A 14,647-nucleotide genomic window follows, 5' to 3' on the forward strand; every position below is an offset into this window, starting at 1 on the left:
CGGGCGACGCTCCACGCCAACGATACGACAGGTTCGGCGCCACGCCATTGCGCCGCGCGACGACCGAAATGCGGGCGTGATCCTCCAGCGTCTCCTCGACGATCCGCAGCTTCTCCGCCACCCTCCAGCGGCGACGGCGGCCGCCGTCGGTGAATCTCTGCGTTAGCCATAAGCACATGCTCAGGCCTCCATCTTCTGGCCTGGGTGTCCGGTCGAAATGGGGGCCAGTTCCCTGCCAGCCGGTCGCTTTGCTATGCTTGCCTCATCGCGACACGGCCACCGCGGGGAAGGAGGAACCGGCATGAGCGATCCGACCGCCCTGTACCGCTGCGTTGCCTCGGGGCCGTCCTGGGGCTGGGCGCTCTCTCGGCGGCGGGGTTTGGCCGCCCGCATCCGTGGCGCTGGCCCCGCCGGTGCCGCAGGCGGAGACCGACGCCCTGCTCGCAGCGCTGAAGCCGAAGCGCCCCTCGCCATCGTCGGCCTCAACGATGCGACCGGGACCACCGATGACCTGCTCCTGAAACGCGCCGATGCGGTGTCGCTTGCCACCGGCCCCGGCCCGCTGCGGCTGTTTCCCGCGCTGACCGTGCAGCCCGACATGACCATCGCCGCCTTCGACGCAGCGCATTCCCGGGGCGCCGATCATGTGATCGTCCCCGCCATGAACCGGCGGTGACAGGCTGGCTGCAAGGCCAGGCCCGGAAGGGCGTGGTGATCCTTGGCCTTCGCGCTGACCCGGCCTTTCGCGGCGATGGTGCTTGCCAACCGGCTGGCCTTCTGGAACCATGAGGAACCGGGTATCGCCCGCGCGCCGGGCGTGGATGATGTCTCGCTGGCGCTGGTGGCCGATGCCTGGTCGCGGATCTGGCCCCCGACGGTGACGAGCCAGGCGGCACGGTCGAGACCCGGCACGGCATCCACATCATCCCCGACCACCGGGGTGCGGACGGACGGGAGGCGCGCCCCCACCTTCCCGATAGCCCGCCGAAGCCCTCGGCCGGACCCTTGCTGCGATCGCCGCGCGTTACGGCGCAAGGACCACCGATGTGGTGGCCATGCAACTGGAATATCCAAGGTAATCAAGGAGGAAACCATGCCCTGCACGATCCGGCTGCACCGCGTCATCGCGGCCCCGCCCGAAAAACTCTACCGCGCCTTCATCGAGCCCGACGCGGTGGCAAGCTGGCTGCCGCCCTGGGGCTTTCTCTGCACCGTCCACGAGCTGGAGGCAAAGGTCGGCGGCCGGCACCGGATGTCGTTTCGCAACTTCACCACCGGCCACAGCCATGCCTTCGGCGGCAGCTACCTCGAACTGATCCCGGGCCGGCGCCTCGTCTATACCGACCGCTTCGACGATCCCGATATGCCGGGCGAAATGACGGTCGCCGTGGATCTGAAACCGGTCTCGGTCGGCACCGAGCTCTTCATCGAGCAGAAGGGCGTGCCGGACCTGATCCCCGCTGACGCCTGCTATCTCGGCTGGCAGGAGTCGCTGCACAAGCTCGCGAAGCTGGTTCAGCCGGAGATCAAGTCCCAGGCGCAGGAGCCCGCCGATGCCCCTCCGCTATCACCGCATTCGCGCAATCCCCCGACCAGGGCCGGGGACATGCGCGTCCGCTGGGCGCTGGAAGAACCCGGCCAGCCCTACGCAGCTTCGCCGAGATGAAGCACCCACGCATCTGGCGTCGCATCCCCGCGGACAGATCCCGACCTGTGAACAAGGCGATCCGACCCTCTTCAAGGCCAGCGCCCCCGTGCCACACATCGCGCAAACCCGCGCCGACAAGCGAACGCGCGGAAGGTGATGCGAACCTTCCCCGCGATCAGCGCCAGATGCTTCTGGTCTGGAACCGGCTGATCCTTCCAGGCGACCGCTCGCTGGTGCTGGAGCACCTGCCCGGAGCGGCGATGCCGGGCCGGAGGATGGGGCCGGTCGTCGAGGACAGGCCAGGAAGGTAACGGCGGAACGCCCCGCGCCGCTCCCCCGTGATCCTGCCGCCCATGCCGAACTGATGGGCCGTGCAGGCCATGGCGGACAGCAAAGGATCGACGGCACGTTCATCGTCGGCGACCTGCTGATGGTCACGGTGCTGCGGCGGCCAGAGGGCAGCGACATACTGGAGGAATATCCCAACCTCTCAGCCTATATCGTCCGCGGCCAGGCGCGCCCCGCCTATCGGCGCGCCTTCGAGGCGCAACGGGCCGTGCTCAAGGTATCGCGGGGTTAAGCGGGCGCTTACGACAGGATCATGGCAGGGTGAAGCAACCGGAAAGAGAGACCTCGCAGCATGGCGAAATTCGTCTTCGGAATGAACCTGTCGCTGGACGGCTATGCCGATCACGATGCCTTCGCACCCGATCCGGTGTTGTTCTGGCACTGGACCGAGCAGGTGCGCGTCCCGGTCGGTAGCCTCTACGGCCGCCGCATCTGCGAGTTGATGCGCTATTGGGACGAGGACCGCCCCGACTGCACCTCTGCGGAACACGACTTCGCCGAAGCCTGGCGGCGGCCGCCGAAATGGGTGGTCTCACGCTCGCTGGCATCGGTCGGCCCCAATGCCGCGCTCATCTCGGACGGGATCGAGGCGACGATCCGGGGGGTTGAAGGCACAGCATAACGGAGAGATCAACGTCGCCGGGCCGAACCTGGCCCACAGCCTGACCGAATGGGGCTGATCTACGAATACCGGCTGTATTTCCACCCGGTGGTGCTTGGCCACGGCAAGCCCTTCTTCGCCGGCCCACGGCCCCGGTTGCGCCTGACCGCAAGCGACCGGATCGGCAAGAACGCGATCAGGCATATGTGCCCGCATAGGTCTTGCGGGCCTGCCTCGCACCGCTCGCTCACGGCCGCACAAGCTGCTTGCCGAGATTTGCGCCCCGGAACAGGTCGGAAAGCGCGGCGGGGGCAGTTTCAAGGCCATCGCTGATCGTTTCCTCGACGCGGATCTCCCCGGCGGCCCGCCAGCGCGACAGGAAGGCGAAGGCGGCGGGGAAAGTCTCGACGTGATCCAGGAAGATGAACCCCTCCATGCGCGCCCTGCGGAACGCAAGCTGCATGTAGTTGCGCGGTCCCTGCCCATAATCGCCATCGCGGTAACCCGAGGCGATGCTGCCGCACAGCACGATGCGGGCGCCAATGGCGATATGGTCCAGCGCGGCTTCCAGCGCCGGGCCGCCGGTATTGTCGAACACTACGTCGATGCCCTTTGGCGCATATTGCGCAAGCCGCGCCCGCATGTCGTCATGCCGATGGTCGATGCAGGCGTCGAGCCGCGCGACATCCCGCAGCCAGGCGCATTTCGCCGCCCCGCCCGCCGAGCCGATGACCCGGCATCCCAGCAGCCGCGCGATCTGACAGGCGATGGAGCCGACACCCCCCGCCGCGCCGGTCACGAAGACCGTTTCGCCCGCGCGGGGCCGTCCGATCCCGGTCAAGCCGATATAGGCGGACAGCCCGTTCACCCCGAAGACGTGCAGCATGTCCCTGGGCTCGATCCCGTCCGGCACCTTGTTGAGCCCGAACAGCCCCTCGCCGCCGACAATCGCATAGTCCTGCCAGCCGACCGGGCCGGCGACCCAGTCGCCCACCTTCAAATGCGGGGCGTCCGAGGCAACGACCTCGCCAACGCCGCTTCCCGACATGACCGCCCCAAGCCGTGCAGGCGAGGCATAGGGACCATCCGCATTCAACTAAGTCCGCTGCGTGGCATCAATCCCCAGCCAGCGCACCCGCACCAGGGCCTCACCCGGCTTCGGCACGGGTATCTCGCCGCGGCGCAATGCGAAACATTCGGGGCCGACATCGCCCTTGGGCCGGGCGACCAGCACGAGCTGTCGGTTGACGGTGTCAGCCATCGCCCGCATCCCGGTCAAACGCGTCTGCGGCGAAGCGGAGGGCATGGGTGCGGATGTCCTGCGACCAGCCCGCGATCAGCGCCTCGAAGCCCGGCCCGTTCCCGGCGTAAAGCGCCCGCGAGACCTCTTCATAGCCGGGAAGGTCGCCGGCCACGACCGACAGGAAACGGTCCGTCACCATCTGCGCCTGCCTGCGGCGGGCCGCGGGAGAGGCGCGGGCCTCGTCCACCAGCCGCCGCAACGTGCCCGAGGCCCCACCCGGCTGCTGCGCCAGCCATTCCCAATGCCGTGGCAGCAATGTGACCTCGCGGGCGGTCACACCCAGCTTTGGCCGCCCGCGCCCGGCTTCCGCAATGTTCGACGGTGCAAGCCGGGCCACGATCTCATCCTCACTGCCCCGCAGGTCCGGTTCAACCTGCCGGCCCGTGCTGTCATCGAAGATGAGTATCCCGGTCACGCCGTTCTTGCCTGCCCGGCTGACGGCCCGCGCAACGGTCTCTTGCGACCCCGCGGCAATGCAGAGATGCCCGGCGAAGGCGGTCCAGTTTGGTGATGTCATGTCCGTCTCCTTGGATTCGCAGATATTTATACCCGGGCAAAATGTGGACATAAATATCACCCGGGTAAAATAAACGTCAACGCACCGGCCTTGGTCGATCACAGGGCAGACCTACCCGCCGCGATGGGTGATCGCGATCAGCATTGATGGCTCCATAAGCCGAAGTCGGTGCCAGGTGCCCGAAGGCACGACATGGCCGGTTCTCGGCATCAGTTCCATCGTGTGCAGGCCGTCGGCGTCCTTGAGGTCCAGTTCCAGCCTGCCGGAACAGAGGATAAGCAACTCGTCGCCGCCGGGATACGTCTCCCAATGGTCCGGGTGAACATCTTCGGGGCGTTCAGCGGCAAGGACGGCAAGCGTTTTGCCACCCGCCAGACACTCGTCCGCATTCAGGGGCAGGGGGTATGCGAGGCCCGTCCCCAAGATGCAGGTGGAAGCGGTTCAGGTCGAGGGCGGAAACAATACCGGTCATCGTGTCTCCCCTTCGCTGGCCGCGTCTGGTGCGGCTTGCTTGCGGTGGTCCTGTAATATGTGATGAATTCCTCGGTTTTTGTATTCCCGGCCCCTGACCGGAGGATGGTGCAGATGGATGTAAAACCACGGAAAATCCCGCGCCAAAGCCGGGCACAGGCCACGGGTCGGGCAATCATCGAAGCAACCGTTCAGATTCTGGTGCAGGCCGGGTTCGAGCGGATGACCACCGCGCTGGTGGCGCAGCGCGCCGGGGTCAGCATCGGCTCGCTCTACCAGTATTACCCGAACAAGCAGGCCCTGGCGGCGGCGGTGGTCGACCATTACGGCGAGGTCTTTGCCGCCCGCTTCGCCCAGGCCATCGACGAGGCGCCGGGCGACACGCTGGCGCGAACGGTCGATGCCCTGGCCGCGACTGCCTTCCGCAACCACCCGCACGATCCGCGGCTGCACAGGGTTCTGATCGAAATCGCCCCGCGCATCGGCCACAGCAAGACGCTCAGCGCCCGGATCGCCGCGCTGATCGAGGCGCGGCTGCGTCGCCATGCGGACGAACTGGCCGGCGACCTCAATCCGGACGAGGCGGCGGTGATGCTGGAAGTCCTGCTGGAGAATGCCGCGCACCGGGCACTGGAACAACATCCCGCCAGTCTGCCGCCGGAGAGGCTGGCGGATCAGTGCCGGAGGATGATCATGGCCTACCTGACATGCCCGCAAAGCGGCGGCTGAGAAGGGAAGCGTGGCGCTTTCGGTCGCAGCGGTGCAGAAGCCGAAGCGGGGGCGGCGGCCCTTAAGGGCAAGATAGGGGTGATGGTGGAAGTCTCGCCGAGGATGCGATCGCGGCTCTGAACGCGCATGTCGCCGAACTGACGGCCTGAACGCCCAAGGCTGACCTGCTAGCCGGGCAGCCACGGCTTCCGGCAGCCGCCATATATTTTCCCCGTTACTGCCCGCCGCCCGGGACATTTCCGGCCTGCGCCGCTAACCTGCCCGGAAAGAAACCGAAAGCATGACGATCATCAATCACGATGAACTGGAGGGGCTGAAGCATATCGGTCGGATCGTCGCCAACACCATGCAGGTGATGGCAAAAGCGATGAACCCCGGCATGACCACCCGCGAGCTGGACGAGATCGGCCGCGCATTTCTGGACCGCAAGGGCGCCGTCTCGGCGCGGCAATCCACCTACGACTTGCCCGGCGCGGCCTGCATCCGCGTGAACGAGGAAATCGCCCATGGCATTCCCGGCGACCGGGTGATTGTGGCGGGGGATCTGGTCAATATCGACGAAGAACGACTATTTCGCCGATACCGGCGCGACATATCGCGTCGGCCCGGTGCCGCCCCCACTGTGCCGCAACAGCAGGTGCGCCATGCCGATCGGCATGGCGCAGGTGGGCCACAACAAGCCGTTGGCCGGGATCGGTAAGGCGATCAGACGCTTTGCCGATACGCGCGGCTAGACGCTGATCCGCAACCAGGCCAGCCACGGCGTGACCCAGCCGCACCGAGAAGCGCCGCATCGGCAAGGGGCTGGTTCTGACCGTCGAGCCATTCCTATCGGCAGGCGGTCTATGGCGATGACGGCTGGACGCTCTACAGCAAGCCCTCCGCCCCGGTCGTGCAATATGAGCATACGGTCGTCGCGACGGATCGCGGTGCCATCGTCGTCACCCTGCCGGGTTGACCTTTCTTCTTCGTAGGGCCATGGCTTGCCCCCGCCCAGTTTTTGCCGAGGAGCCAGCATGCTTTCGCTGACCGCCATCCGCAAGGGCTATGCCAGTTCCAAGGGCCGGGGCGCGGTCCTGAACGGCGTCGGCCTGTCACTGGCGGCGGGCGAGACGCTGGCGCTGACCGGCGAGTCCGGCAGCGGGAAAAGCACGCTTCTGCATCTGTGCGCCGGGCTGGACCTGCCTGATCCCGGCAGGATCGGGGTCGCCGGCCAGTCGATGGGCCGCAGCGCTGCGGCGTAGCACGGTGGAGCCGGTGTTCCAGCAGGTCAACCTCGTTCCTTCGCTCGACGTGACGGCGAATCTGGCCTTTCACGCGCGCCTGGCGGCGCGACTGGACCGGCGCCTGCATCTGCGCGGCGAGCGGCTGACATGACCGGGCCGATGGCGGGGCTGCTGTCGCATTGGGCGCGGCACCGGGTGCAGGCGGCGCTTCTGCTTCTGGGGCTGGCCACCGCGCTCTGGACCGGCGTGCAGGCGATCAATGCCGAGGCGGGGCCAGCTATGACGCCGCAACCCTGTCGCAGGACAGGCTGCCGCGGCTGGTCGCGGATCGGATCACGACGGACGATTACGCCGTACCGGCTGGCCGGTCTCCCCGGTGATCAAGGGCGAGGTGGTGATCGGCGGCCAGCATCTGCGCCTGATCGGGATCGAGCCGCTAACCCTGCCCCCGGCGAGACCCAAGTGGCAACCGATGCCGCCGATACGACCGATTTCCTGAGTGGCGGGGTGATCCTGTCGGCTGCCCCGCTGGACGATCCCCGCGCGCGGATCGCCGACCTGCCGCCGGGCATCGCCCTGACGGGTATCGGCGTCGCCGCGATGCCGGGGCCGGACATCTCCTATCTGCTCCTGACCGAGGACCGAAGCCCGCCCGAGGGTTACGCACGGATCCAGCCATCGCCGACCGACCTGTCGCAACTGACCGAGAAGCGTTCATCTGAACCTTGCCGCTTTCGGTTACCTCGCCTTCGGCGTCGGGCTGTTCATCGTGCATTCCGCTATCGGCCTCGCCTTCGAGCAGCGCCGCACCCTGCGGGCGCTCGGCGTTTCGGCGCGGATGCTGACCGGGCTTCTGGTCTTCGCGCTGCTGGCGGGTGACGCGGGCGTCGTCCCGGGCTAGCTGGTCGCGGGGGCGCTGCTGCCGGACGTGGCGGCGGGCTTTAAGGGGCCGAGATCGGGGCGATCCTGACCTTGCGCCCGGTCTGATGGCTGTCGGGGCTGGCGATCGCGGTGCTGGCTTCGGCCGGGCAGAGCCTGTGGCGGTTGTGGCGCTTGCCCCCGCTGGCACCGGCCCATCCCCGGGCATGGGCGCGCGAATCGGCGCGGGCGATACGGGGCCGGGGCCTTTCTGCTGGGTCTTGCGGCGGGGCTGCTGGCGGTTCCGGGCCTCTGGGCCGGCTTCGGCGTGCTGGCGGGGCATGGCTGCTGCCGGTCCTGTTCGCCGCCCTCACGCATCTGGGGCAACGGCTGGCACGCGAGGCGGTGGCGCAATGGTTCTGGGCCGACAAGCTGCCCGGCCTGTCGCTGGTGCTGATGGTGCTGCTGCTGGCACTGGCGAGCAATATCGGCGTGGGCACGATGGTCGGCAGCTTCCGCGCGACCTTCACCGCCTAAATCGACCAGCGGCCGACCGCAGACCCCTATGTCGAGGCCGACGCGGCCCGGCTGCTGGAATGGCTGGGAACCCGCGCAGTCGCGCTGCCGATGATCCGGACCACCGATGGGGGGACGGATATCGTGGGCATGGTGGACCATCCCCTGTTCCACCGGGCCTGGCCGCTGCTGTGCGCCTTGCTGAGGGCGATGTCTTCGTCAACGAACAGCTTGCCCTGCGCCGGAACCTCAAGCCCGGAGACCGGCTAGAACAGGGCATGATCGCCGGCATCCATCCCGATTACGGCAACCCGATGTCACAGGTGATCCTGTCCTAGGAGAGGCACCGTGCCCTCTATCCCCTGCCGATCCTGCGCCATGCGCTGATTACCGAGATCCGCGCCGCCTTCCCGCGCCTGGTAGTCGAGGACCGCGCCGCCTCGGTCGCGGTGTTCGAGCGCACATTCGCCATCACCGCCGCGTTGAACGTGCTGACACTGGGTGTCGCGGCGCTGGCGATCTTTGCCAGCCTTCTGGCGCTGTCTGCGATGGGCCTGTCGCAGGCCGCGCCGGTCTGGGCGATGGGATTGACCCGCCGCCGACTTGCACAGATCGAGTTGCTGCGCACGCTTGCGCTTGCCGCCATGATCTGCGTGCTGGGGCTCGCGCTGGCCTGGGTTCTGCTGGCGGTGGTCAAGGTCGAGGCCTTCGGCTGGCGGCTGCCCATGCTGCTGTTTCCCGCAGACCGGCTGCGCCTGGCCGGTTTGTCGCTGCTTGCCGCAGTGCTTGCGGCGGCGTTGCCGGTCCGCAGGCTGGCCAGCTTCGTCGCAAGCCCTGCGCCCGGCCAGGGCTTCGCCGGACTGGGGACCGAGGCCGAAGGGTTCGAGATGCCCAGCCCGGCCCCTTCGACTTTCCCGCCGATCATGGCCCGCATACGAGCTTCCGCATCGAGTGGTGGTATGTGACCGCGAATCTCACCGCCGTGAACGGCACGGAATACGGCGCGCAATGGACATTGTTCCGCAGCGCGCTTGCCCCCCATGAGGCCGAGGGTTGGGCCAGCCCGCAGATCTGGCTAGGGCATGCGGCGCTGACGACCGGCACGCGCCATCTCGCGGCGGCATCGGACAGGCGGGTGCCATCTCCACCCCGTTCGAGGGCTGGATCGACGACTGGCGGTTTTCCAACCGCATGGCCGCACAAGGCACGGGCTTCGCCTATGACCTTTCGCTGCGCGCCACCGGGCTGATCGTCGCGCAGGGAGAGGACGGCTATTCGGTCAAGTCCGCCGCCGGTGAGGCCAGCCGATACCATTCGCAGCCCTTCCTTGCAGCCTCGGGCGAGGTGGTGCTGGACGTCCAGCGCATCCCGGTGACCGGCACAGACTGGATGGACCGCGAATGGACGCTCCGAGCCGCTTGCCGGGGATCAGTCGGGATGCGACTGGTTCAGCCTGTCCTTCGACGACGGTGCGCGGCTGATGGGTTTCCGCCTGCGAGGGACCGAGGATTACGTCAGCGCCACCTGGATCGCCGCGGATAGACGCCCCGAGCCTCAGCCGCCCGGCACGCTGCGCAGCGCAACGGCGCCGACCGGGAGGTGCGGGTGGAATGGCGGCTCGAATTGCCCACAAAGGGTCTGGACATCACGACGCATCCGCTGAACGAGCAGGCCTGGAACGCGCTATCGGTGCCCAAGGCCCGATCCGCGCCGAGGGCAGCCATCCAGGACGAGATGACCGGCTATGACGAGGCCGCGCGATAGGGTTCCGTTCGAAGGTCGGCCAAGCCAGCCTGAGCTTTGCATGCTCCGACTTGCATCCCCTTCCTTCGATACGATCCGTGGGCGGCAGGCCACGAACGCCCTGTCAGGGCTGGTTTCGCTGTTCAGCCTCCAGAACGGCTTCGGTCAGGTCCAGCCCGGCCTCCACGCGGGCGGGATTGGGGATGTTGCGATTGGCCGGGATGACAAGGCCCAGGTCCCCGTCCGGGATAAAGACGACATAGCCGCCAAGGCCATTGGTCGATCCGGTCTTGCTTGACAGCACTGCATGGTCCGATTTATCGGGCCGCGGGCTGGCTTGCCATGACCATCTCGGCCGCATTTCCGGCCAGCAGTTGGTTGCGGGAAACCGGCCAGGGATAGCGTTCCCAGATCATCGCCTGCTGGAAGCGCCGCGTCCCCGTCTGGCCTGTATGGGTCTGCGCCACGGCCTGCGCAGATCTGGCGGGACATCCGTATCAGCCAGGTTGACCCGCAGGAAGCGCAGCATGTCGTACGGGTTCGACTTCAGGCCATAGCCTCGTCGTCCAGCATGCCGGGATTCACCCGGATGGCGCTGTCGTCCCGGCGCGAATAGCCCGAGGCATAGCGCGGCATTTTTGCCTCCGGCACATCGACATGGGTGCTTTCCAGCCCCAGCGGTTACAGGACATGGGCTTGCAGCGCCTCGGATAGGTTTCGCCGAAGGCGCGCGCGGTAATGCGGCCCAGAAAACCGATGCTGACATCCGAATAGGACCGCTCGCCCTGGCCCGGCACGGGTTGCCACTCCCCCAGCCAGCGCATCAGCTTGCCTTCGTCACCTGCCGCATTCGGCCCTCGCAGGGGCAGGCCGCCGGTCTGATGGGTGGCAAGGTCCATCAGCGACACCAAGCCGATCGCGCTGCCTTTCAACTCCGGGAGATGCACCGCGACCGGATCGGCCAGCGACAGGTGACCCTGTTTCGCCGCCAGCGCGGCCAGCACCACGTTGAAGGTCTTGCGGATCGAACCCAGTTCGACGAGCGTTTCGGCCGTAACGGGCACAGCACCTGCGGTCGGCCATGCCCGCAGTATAGGCATAGTCCTGTCCCTGTCAGGTCACGCTGACGGCGAGGCCGGGAATGTCATGCTCGGCGATGACGGGGCAAGGATCCCGGCCGCGATCTGCTGAAACTCGGCCTCGCTCATCCCGAGGCCGGCATGGCAAGCCCCGCTGCGATCAGGCCAAGGCCCGCGCCTCCATAATTCATATTCATGTTTCCGCTCTGCTCATATCGGCACCGCCTTGCTGCGGCCGCCATATGCCCTGTCAGGCCGAAGGGGCATCTCGGCACAAACGATCATATTTCACTTCTGTCATGAGAATCTAATTTCGCCCGCAACTTCTCTGAACGCCCCTCGCGCCATCTGAACCTGACCCGCGCCGCCATCGAGCTTTGCGTGACGCAGGCGGCGCTGAGCCACCAGATCCGGGGGCTGAAGGAGCGGTCACGCTGTTCCGCCGCGTCCCGCGCGGGCTGGTGCTGACCGAAGAGGGGATCATGCTGGCCCTGACCCCGATCTTCGATGAGATGTCCGGGACTCTGGACCGCTTTTCCGCCGGCCACGAGACGATCAACCCGGGCATCGTCAACGGCTTTGCCACTGAATGGCTGATCCCGCGCATTGCGGATTTCCAGCGGCGCCACCCCTCTCTCGACCTGCGCACCCACACCAACGACAACCGCGTCGATCTGACGGGCGAAGGGCTGGCCCGGCCATTGGAAGCCGAACTGACTGCGGGCGACTATTGGCTGACACGCCAGTCCCGAAACCACCGGGCAAGGCGCCGTCCGGGAATGGCGCATGGCGGGCTGCGAGGACATCGAGTAACGCAGTCAACCATGTCCGGTCCGACGGCTGCGCCAGCTTTCTCGCTGGCTCGGCGGGGACTTCAGCGTCAGCGACTTGGTGATGGTGCTGCGCAGGCTGGACGAAAGCTCCGGTTGGGCAAGCGTTCCCAAACGCCAGCGAACCGTTATTCCGACAGGAAGGTTTCCAGCATGGCGCCGACGGCCTGCGGCGCCTCCCAGAACATGTTGTGGCCATATCCGGCAAAGGTCTCGTGCCGGGCTTCGGGCAGGATCGTCCTGAGATGATCCTGCGTGGCCGCGTCGAACAGCCCGTCCTGATCGCCCCACAGAATCAGCATGGGCGCCTCGATCCGCGCGGCATAGGGCGTCCAGTCGGTCATGGTCAGCCCCTCCAGCACACCGGTCCAGACCTGTCTCGGCGTGGCCGCGCTCTCCGCCCGCTCCCGGTCGAGGAAATCCGGCGAAACCGGGTTCGGGTTCCAGTACCAGTCCGTCATGAAGGCGCTGCCTGGATCCAGATCCTCGGGCAGTTGCGGAACATTGTCCCACAGCCAGTCGCTGGCCGCCTGTGGCAGGCTGGCCGCGCTGCTGATCAGGACAAGCTTGCCGACCTTTTCGGGGTGGCGCGCCGCAAAGACTGCCGCCGTCATCGAGCCGAGCGAATGGCCGACGATATCCGCCTTCTCGATGCCCTTTTCCGCCATGAAGCCGTCGAGGTCATGGCTGAAATCCATGATCGTGTAGCAGCAATCGGGGGCGGAAGAAGGACCGTGCCCGCGCAGGTCCACGGCAAGGATGTGACGGCCGGCCAGTTCCGGTGCCAGAAGCGACCAGCTTCGGCTGTTGTCGGTATAGCCGTGGATCAGGATCAGCGGATCGCCCTCGGCATTGCCCATCTCGACATAGCCGATGGTCTGGCCCGACGGCAGCGTGACGGTCTGGCGCGCGCCATCCCAATCGGCCTGGGACGGCACGGGCAGCACTTCGGCATGAACCATGCCCGCCATCAGCACCGCCAGGATACCGACAACACCTGGCTGCCGGATGGCGGCACGGTCACGGAACAAAGCCTCCTTCATCGGCGTGCTCCATCCTGCCTGTCTCCCGACAGCATTCGACGGCAAAACGAGGCGCCTTTCAAGACGCCGTGCCCGGATCAGGACCGTTCCTGGCCAGGAACGCCAGTATCGCGCCCGCGATCTGTGCGGCGATACGGGGTTCGAGGTGGAAATGGTGGTCTCCCGGAAACTCGGCCAGTTCGTAGTCCGGGGTCAGCCTTGCGCCGAGCCGTGCCAGTTCCATCGCCTTCGGCCTGCGGCTCCTGACGCCATCTTCGGCCCACAGGTTCAGCACGGGACATCGGATCGCGCGCAGCACGGCTTCCACCTGTCCCTGCGTCAGCTTGACGGCGGAACTGGCGAAATGCCGCGGATCGCCCCGCATCCGGAAGCCGTCGGGCATCTCGATCAGCGCGCGGTCGGCCAGGGCCTCCGAGGTTTGCCGCGAATTGCCCTGGGACCGGCGGCGCTCGATGTAATCGCCTTTCGAGGCAAAGATCCTGGGTGCGCCGGTCTTGTGCCTGCGGGTCTCCTCGATAAAGGCGCGCAGGGTCGAAACGACGCTTTCATCGGGCACGGGTTCGGGCACCAGCCAATCGAGCGCAACCAGCGCGCGCGCCCTTTCAGGCTGCACTGCGGCGAAGAGGGTCGCGATATTGGCGCCCCGGGAATGGCCCATAAGGACGCAATCCTTCCACCCCAGCCGATCCAGGACTCCGGCGATCTGGGGCAGGTCGTCCCAGATATTGTAGGTGGCATGCGGCGAACGATGGCCGCTCTGCCCCTGACCGCTGAGGTCCAGCGCGACGACATGGCATCCGGCAAGCCGGGGCGCCAGCTCCTGAAAGCTGGCGGCATGATCCATCCAGCCATGCAGCGCCAGCACGGGAATGCCGCCCTCGTGCCCCCAAGCCAGCCCGGCAAGCTGCAACCCGTCCACGTCCCATCGACAGTCTCGCGGGGGTGCCGCATCAGGCCCGTTCATCTGCATGCCCCGCCATTCACTCTACCCGGCCCCGACATATCGCGGCGCGGCCGCCAATTGAAGCGCCATGGCTGCTTTGCGGGCTGGACCTGAAACGCGACGGCGCGGCGTGGAAGGCGGCGACCGCTTGGTCTTCAGCGATCGCGCTTGGCAGAAGCAATCCGGTGACCATCATAGCGATGGCCTGCCGGACCGTCGGGGAGCGATACCGACCCGCCGCCCCGGTGTGGTGCCGTTGCGGCAAAGGAATTGACCGGTCGCACCGAGACGCTGAAGGTGAAGCATGCCGGTTTCCAGCAGATCCGCAGCAGGACCATCGAAGGGGCGTGCGGGACGTCGGCGAGCTTGCGGCGATTGCTTCGGTGCTGCTGACGCCGCTGTTCCAGGTCGAAAAGGGCATACGGCTGCTCGGCGTCAGGCTATCCTCGCTGGAGCCGCAGGGCGAGGATGGCGGGGTGGAACAGCTCAGCCTCGGCCTGCCGGGGCTATGAAGCGGAGGGGAGGGGCCGATGAAGCGCATGAACGAGGAACGGGCCACCGCCCTTGCCAAGGGAATGGCGATGATCTGCGTCCGTAACACCATACGGGAGGATCTTCATGCCGGACGGGTGCCGATCACGAAGACCGGGGATTTCTCCGACGTTCATGTCATTGACGGGATGGCCGGGCGTGAAAGGGACACGGCCGGGGCGCGGTGGCACCATATATTGGCAAGGTCGGGAGCGTCAGGCACCCGCCTGCTGTCATTTGGCGTGATGGTGTCGTAGTAGT

Annotated in this window: 23 protein-coding genes and 5 pseudogenes; 18 read left to right on the forward strand and 10 right to left on the reverse strand. The window is 66.8% G+C overall.

Annotation, left to right across the window (positions count from 1 at the left end; all coding sequences use genetic code 11):
• Nucleotides 1-13: 13 nt before the first annotated feature.
• Nucleotides 14-170 (reverse strand): annotated as a pseudogene (locus QM789_RS20725) (transposase); the annotation flags it as partial.
• Between the two features lie 131 nt (nt 171-301).
• Between QM789_RS20725 and QM789_RS20730 the strand changes: the two are divergent.
• Nucleotides 302-676, forward strand: coding sequence for a hypothetical protein (locus QM789_RS20730; RefSeq protein WP_420353353.1), 375 nt, complete (start codon nt 302-304; stop codon nt 674-676).
• On the opposite strand, the gene QM789_RS20735 is transcribed toward QM789_RS20730, so the two are convergent.
• Nucleotides 643-969: a hypothetical protein gene (locus QM789_RS20735; RefSeq protein ID WP_420353354.1), complete on the reverse strand. Its 327-nt coding sequence runs from the start codon at nt 967-969 to the stop codon at nt 643-645. The two genes, QM789_RS20730 and QM789_RS20735, sit on opposite strands and share 34 nt — an antisense overlap.
• Before the next feature lie 124 nt (nt 970-1,093).
• Here QM789_RS20735 and QM789_RS20740 point away from each other — a divergent pair, with 124 nt between their 5' ends.
• From QM789_RS20740 to QM789_RS20755, 4 genes are all read left to right on the forward strand, one after another.
• Nucleotides 1,094-1,666 (forward strand): SRPBCC family protein, encoded by a 573-nt coding sequence (locus QM789_RS20740; protein WP_420353355.1) that lies wholly within the window; start codon nt 1,094-1,096, stop codon nt 1,664-1,666.
• A 167-nt stretch (nt 1,667-1,833) separates the two neighbouring features.
• On the forward strand, nt 1,834-1,959 hold the full coding sequence (locus tag QM789_RS20745; protein WP_420353356.1) for a hypothetical protein: 126 nt from the start codon (nt 1,834-1,836) through the stop codon (nt 1,957-1,959).
• Between the two features lie 53 nt (nt 1,960-2,012).
• Nucleotides 2,013-2,228, forward strand: coding sequence for a hypothetical protein (locus QM789_RS20750; protein ID WP_420353730.1), 216 nt, complete (start codon nt 2,013-2,015; stop codon nt 2,226-2,228).
• 60 nt (nt 2,229-2,288) lie between these two features.
• Nucleotides 2,289-2,618, forward strand: coding sequence for a hypothetical protein (locus QM789_RS20755; protein WP_420353731.1), 330 nt, complete (start codon nt 2,289-2,291; stop codon nt 2,616-2,618).
• 226 nt (nt 2,619-2,844) lie between these two features.
• Here QM789_RS20755 and QM789_RS20760 read toward each other — a convergent pair whose 3' ends face one another.
• The 4 genes and pseudogenes from QM789_RS20760 to QM789_RS20775 form a co-directional block, all read right to left on the reverse strand.
• Nucleotides 2,845-3,483, reverse strand: a complete 639-nt coding sequence (locus tag QM789_RS20760; RefSeq protein ID WP_420353969.1) for a zinc-binding dehydrogenase — start codon at nt 3,481-3,483, stop codon at nt 2,845-2,847.
• 51 nt (nt 3,484-3,534) lie between these two features.
• Nucleotides 3,535-3,903: pseudogene (locus tag QM789_RS20765) on the reverse strand (hypothetical protein); the annotation flags it as partial.
• Complete coding sequence (locus QM789_RS20770) at nt 3,851-4,417, reverse strand: DUF2239 family protein (RefSeq protein ID WP_420353732.1); 567 nt, start codon at nt 4,415-4,417, stop codon at nt 3,851-3,853. The gene QM789_RS20770 and the pseudogene QM789_RS20765, both read right to left, overlap by 53 nt.
• A 111-nt stretch (nt 4,418-4,528) precedes the next feature.
• Entirely contained in the window at nt 4,529-4,699 is a 171-nt protein-coding gene (locus QM789_RS20775; protein WP_420353733.1) for a hypothetical protein, read from the reverse strand.
• Nucleotides 4,700-5,002: 303 nt separating this feature from the next.
• On the opposite strand from QM789_RS20775, the gene QM789_RS20780 reads away from it, so the two are divergent.
• From QM789_RS20780 to QM789_RS20825, 10 genes and pseudogenes are all read left to right on the forward strand, one after another.
• Entirely contained in the window at nt 5,003-5,617 is a 615-nt protein-coding gene (locus QM789_RS20780; RefSeq protein WP_420353734.1) for a TetR/AcrR family transcriptional regulator, read from the forward strand.
• A gap of 280 nt (nt 5,618-5,897) precedes the next feature.
• The gene (locus QM789_RS20785; protein WP_420353735.1) at nt 5,898-6,317 is read left to right on the forward strand and encodes a M24 family metallopeptidase; all 420 of its coding nucleotides are present in this window, start codon (nt 5,898-5,900) and stop codon (nt 6,315-6,317) included.
• Nucleotides 6,318-6,633: 316 nt separating this feature from the next.
• A pseudogene (locus tag QM789_RS20790) lies at nt 6,634-6,958 on the forward strand (ATP-binding cassette domain-containing protein); the annotation flags it as partial.
• A gap of 654 nt (nt 6,959-7,612) precedes the next feature.
• Nucleotides 7,613-7,744 carry a hypothetical protein gene (locus QM789_RS20795; RefSeq protein WP_420353736.1) on the forward strand — a complete coding sequence of 44 codons (132 nt, stop codon included), beginning with the start codon at nt 7,613-7,615 and terminating at the stop codon, nt 7,742-7,744.
• A 110-nt stretch (nt 7,745-7,854) separates the two neighbouring features.
• Nucleotides 7,855-8,238: a hypothetical protein gene (locus QM789_RS20800; RefSeq protein WP_420353737.1), complete on the forward strand. Its 384-nt coding sequence runs from the start codon at nt 7,855-7,857 to the stop codon at nt 8,236-8,238.
• Between the two features lie 170 nt (nt 8,239-8,408).
• Nucleotides 8,409-8,555 (forward strand): hypothetical protein, encoded by a 147-nt coding sequence (locus QM789_RS20805; protein ID WP_420353738.1) that lies wholly within the window; start codon nt 8,409-8,411, stop codon nt 8,553-8,555.
• A 210-nt stretch (nt 8,556-8,765) separates the two neighbouring features.
• Nucleotides 8,766-8,978: pseudogene (locus tag QM789_RS20810) on the forward strand (hypothetical protein); the annotation flags it as partial.
• Between the two features lie 221 nt (nt 8,979-9,199).
• Nucleotides 9,200-9,759 (forward strand): annotated as a pseudogene (locus QM789_RS20815) (lipocalin-like domain-containing protein).
• Complete coding sequence (locus tag QM789_RS20820; RefSeq protein ID WP_420353970.1) at nt 9,695-9,880, forward strand: hypothetical protein; 186 nt, start codon at nt 9,695-9,697, stop codon at nt 9,878-9,880. The pseudogene QM789_RS20815 and the gene QM789_RS20820 overlap by 65 nt, the downstream one beginning before the upstream one ends.
• Nucleotides 9,823-9,981 carry a hypothetical protein gene (locus QM789_RS20825; RefSeq protein ID WP_420353739.1) on the forward strand — a complete coding sequence of 53 codons (159 nt, stop codon included), beginning with the start codon at nt 9,823-9,825 and terminating at the stop codon, nt 9,979-9,981. The genes QM789_RS20820 and QM789_RS20825 overlap by 58 nt, the downstream gene beginning before the upstream one ends.
• A gap of 103 nt (nt 9,982-10,084) precedes the next feature.
• Here QM789_RS20825 and QM789_RS20830 read toward each other — a convergent pair whose 3' ends face one another.
• On the reverse strand, nt 10,085-10,264 hold the full coding sequence (locus QM789_RS20830; protein WP_420353740.1) for a hypothetical protein: 180 nt from the start codon (nt 10,262-10,264) through the stop codon (nt 10,085-10,087).
• A 277-nt stretch (nt 10,265-10,541) separates the two neighbouring features.
• The gene (locus QM789_RS20835; RefSeq protein ID WP_420353741.1) at nt 10,542-11,024 is read right to left on the reverse strand and encodes a serine hydrolase; all 483 of its coding nucleotides are present in this window, start codon (nt 11,022-11,024) and stop codon (nt 10,542-10,544) included.
• A 396-nt stretch (nt 11,025-11,420) separates the two neighbouring features.
• Between QM789_RS20835 and QM789_RS20840 the strand changes: the two genes are divergently transcribed.
• Nucleotides 11,421-11,507: a hypothetical protein gene (locus tag QM789_RS20840; RefSeq protein WP_420353971.1), complete on the forward strand. Its 87-nt coding sequence runs from the start codon at nt 11,421-11,423 to the stop codon at nt 11,505-11,507.
• 490 nt (nt 11,508-11,997) lie between these two features.
• Here QM789_RS20840 and QM789_RS20845 read toward each other — a convergent pair whose 3' ends face one another.
• Nucleotides 11,998-12,912, reverse strand: coding sequence for an alpha/beta fold hydrolase (locus QM789_RS20845; RefSeq protein ID WP_420353742.1), 915 nt, complete (start codon nt 12,910-12,912; stop codon nt 11,998-12,000).
• A 58-nt stretch (nt 12,913-12,970) separates the two neighbouring features.
• Complete coding sequence (locus tag QM789_RS20850) at nt 12,971-13,876, reverse strand: alpha/beta fold hydrolase (protein ID WP_420353743.1); 906 nt, start codon at nt 13,874-13,876, stop codon at nt 12,971-12,973.
• Between the two features lie 326 nt (nt 13,877-14,202).
• Here QM789_RS20850 and QM789_RS20855 point away from each other — a divergent pair, with 326 nt between their 5' ends.
• Together QM789_RS20855 and QM789_RS20860 are read left to right on the forward strand one after the other, a co-directional pair.
• The gene (locus tag QM789_RS20855; RefSeq protein ID WP_420353744.1) at nt 14,203-14,367 is read left to right on the forward strand and encodes a hypothetical protein; all 165 of its coding nucleotides are present in this window, start codon (nt 14,203-14,205) and stop codon (nt 14,365-14,367) included.
• Nucleotides 14,368-14,385: 18 nt separating this feature from the next.
• A complete protein-coding gene (locus QM789_RS20860) occupies nt 14,386-14,643 on the forward strand; it encodes a hypothetical protein (protein ID WP_420353745.1) in 258 nt (85 codons plus the stop codon).
• Nucleotides 14,644-14,647: the final 4 nt, after the last annotated feature.

The sequence above is a fragment of the Paenirhodobacter sp. genome (genome assembly GCF_047600745.1).
GTDB lineage: Bacteria > Pseudomonadota > Alphaproteobacteria > Rhodobacterales > Rhodobacteraceae > Rhodobacter.

What these genes read in the sequence shown, in the direction of transcription:
- QM789_RS20850 (WP_420353743.1), bottom strand. Translation starts at nt 13,876, where the DNA reads ATGAACGGGCCTGATGCGGCACCCCCGCGAGACTGTCGATGGGACGTG.
- QM789_RS20770 (WP_420353732.1), bottom strand. Translation starts at nt 4,417, where the DNA reads ATGACATCACCAAACTGGACCGCCTTCGCCGGGCATCTCTGCATTGCC.
- QM789_RS20845 (WP_420353742.1), bottom strand. Translation starts at nt 12,912, where the DNA reads ATGAAGGAGGCTTTGTTCCGTGACCGTGCCGCCATCCGGCAGCCAGGT.
- QM789_RS20740 (WP_420353355.1), top strand. Translation starts at nt 1,094, where the DNA reads ATGCCCTGCACGATCCGGCTGCACCGCGTCATCGCGGCCCCGCCCGAA.
- QM789_RS20760 (WP_420353969.1), bottom strand. Translation starts at nt 3,483, where the DNA reads ATGCTGCACGTCTTCGGGGTGAACGGGCTGTCCGCCTATATCGGCTTG.
- QM789_RS20860 (WP_420353745.1), top strand. Translation starts at nt 14,386, where the DNA reads ATGAAGCGCATGAACGAGGAACGGGCCACCGCCCTTGCCAAGGGAATG.
- QM789_RS20755 (WP_420353731.1), top strand. Translation starts at nt 2,289, where the DNA reads ATGGCGAAATTCGTCTTCGGAATGAACCTGTCGCTGGACGGCTATGCC.
- QM789_RS20750 (WP_420353730.1), top strand. Translation starts at nt 2,013, where the DNA reads ATGGGCCGTGCAGGCCATGGCGGACAGCAAAGGATCGACGGCACGTTC.
- QM789_RS20730 (WP_420353353.1), top strand. Translation starts at nt 302, where the DNA reads ATGAGCGATCCGACCGCCCTGTACCGCTGCGTTGCCTCGGGGCCGTCC.
- QM789_RS20785 (WP_420353735.1), top strand. Translation starts at nt 5,898, where the DNA reads ATGACGATCATCAATCACGATGAACTGGAGGGGCTGAAGCATATCGGT.
- QM789_RS20745 (WP_420353356.1), top strand. Translation starts at nt 1,834, where the DNA reads ATGCTTCTGGTCTGGAACCGGCTGATCCTTCCAGGCGACCGCTCGCTG.
- QM789_RS20780 (WP_420353734.1), top strand. Translation starts at nt 5,003, where the DNA reads ATGGATGTAAAACCACGGAAAATCCCGCGCCAAAGCCGGGCACAGGCC.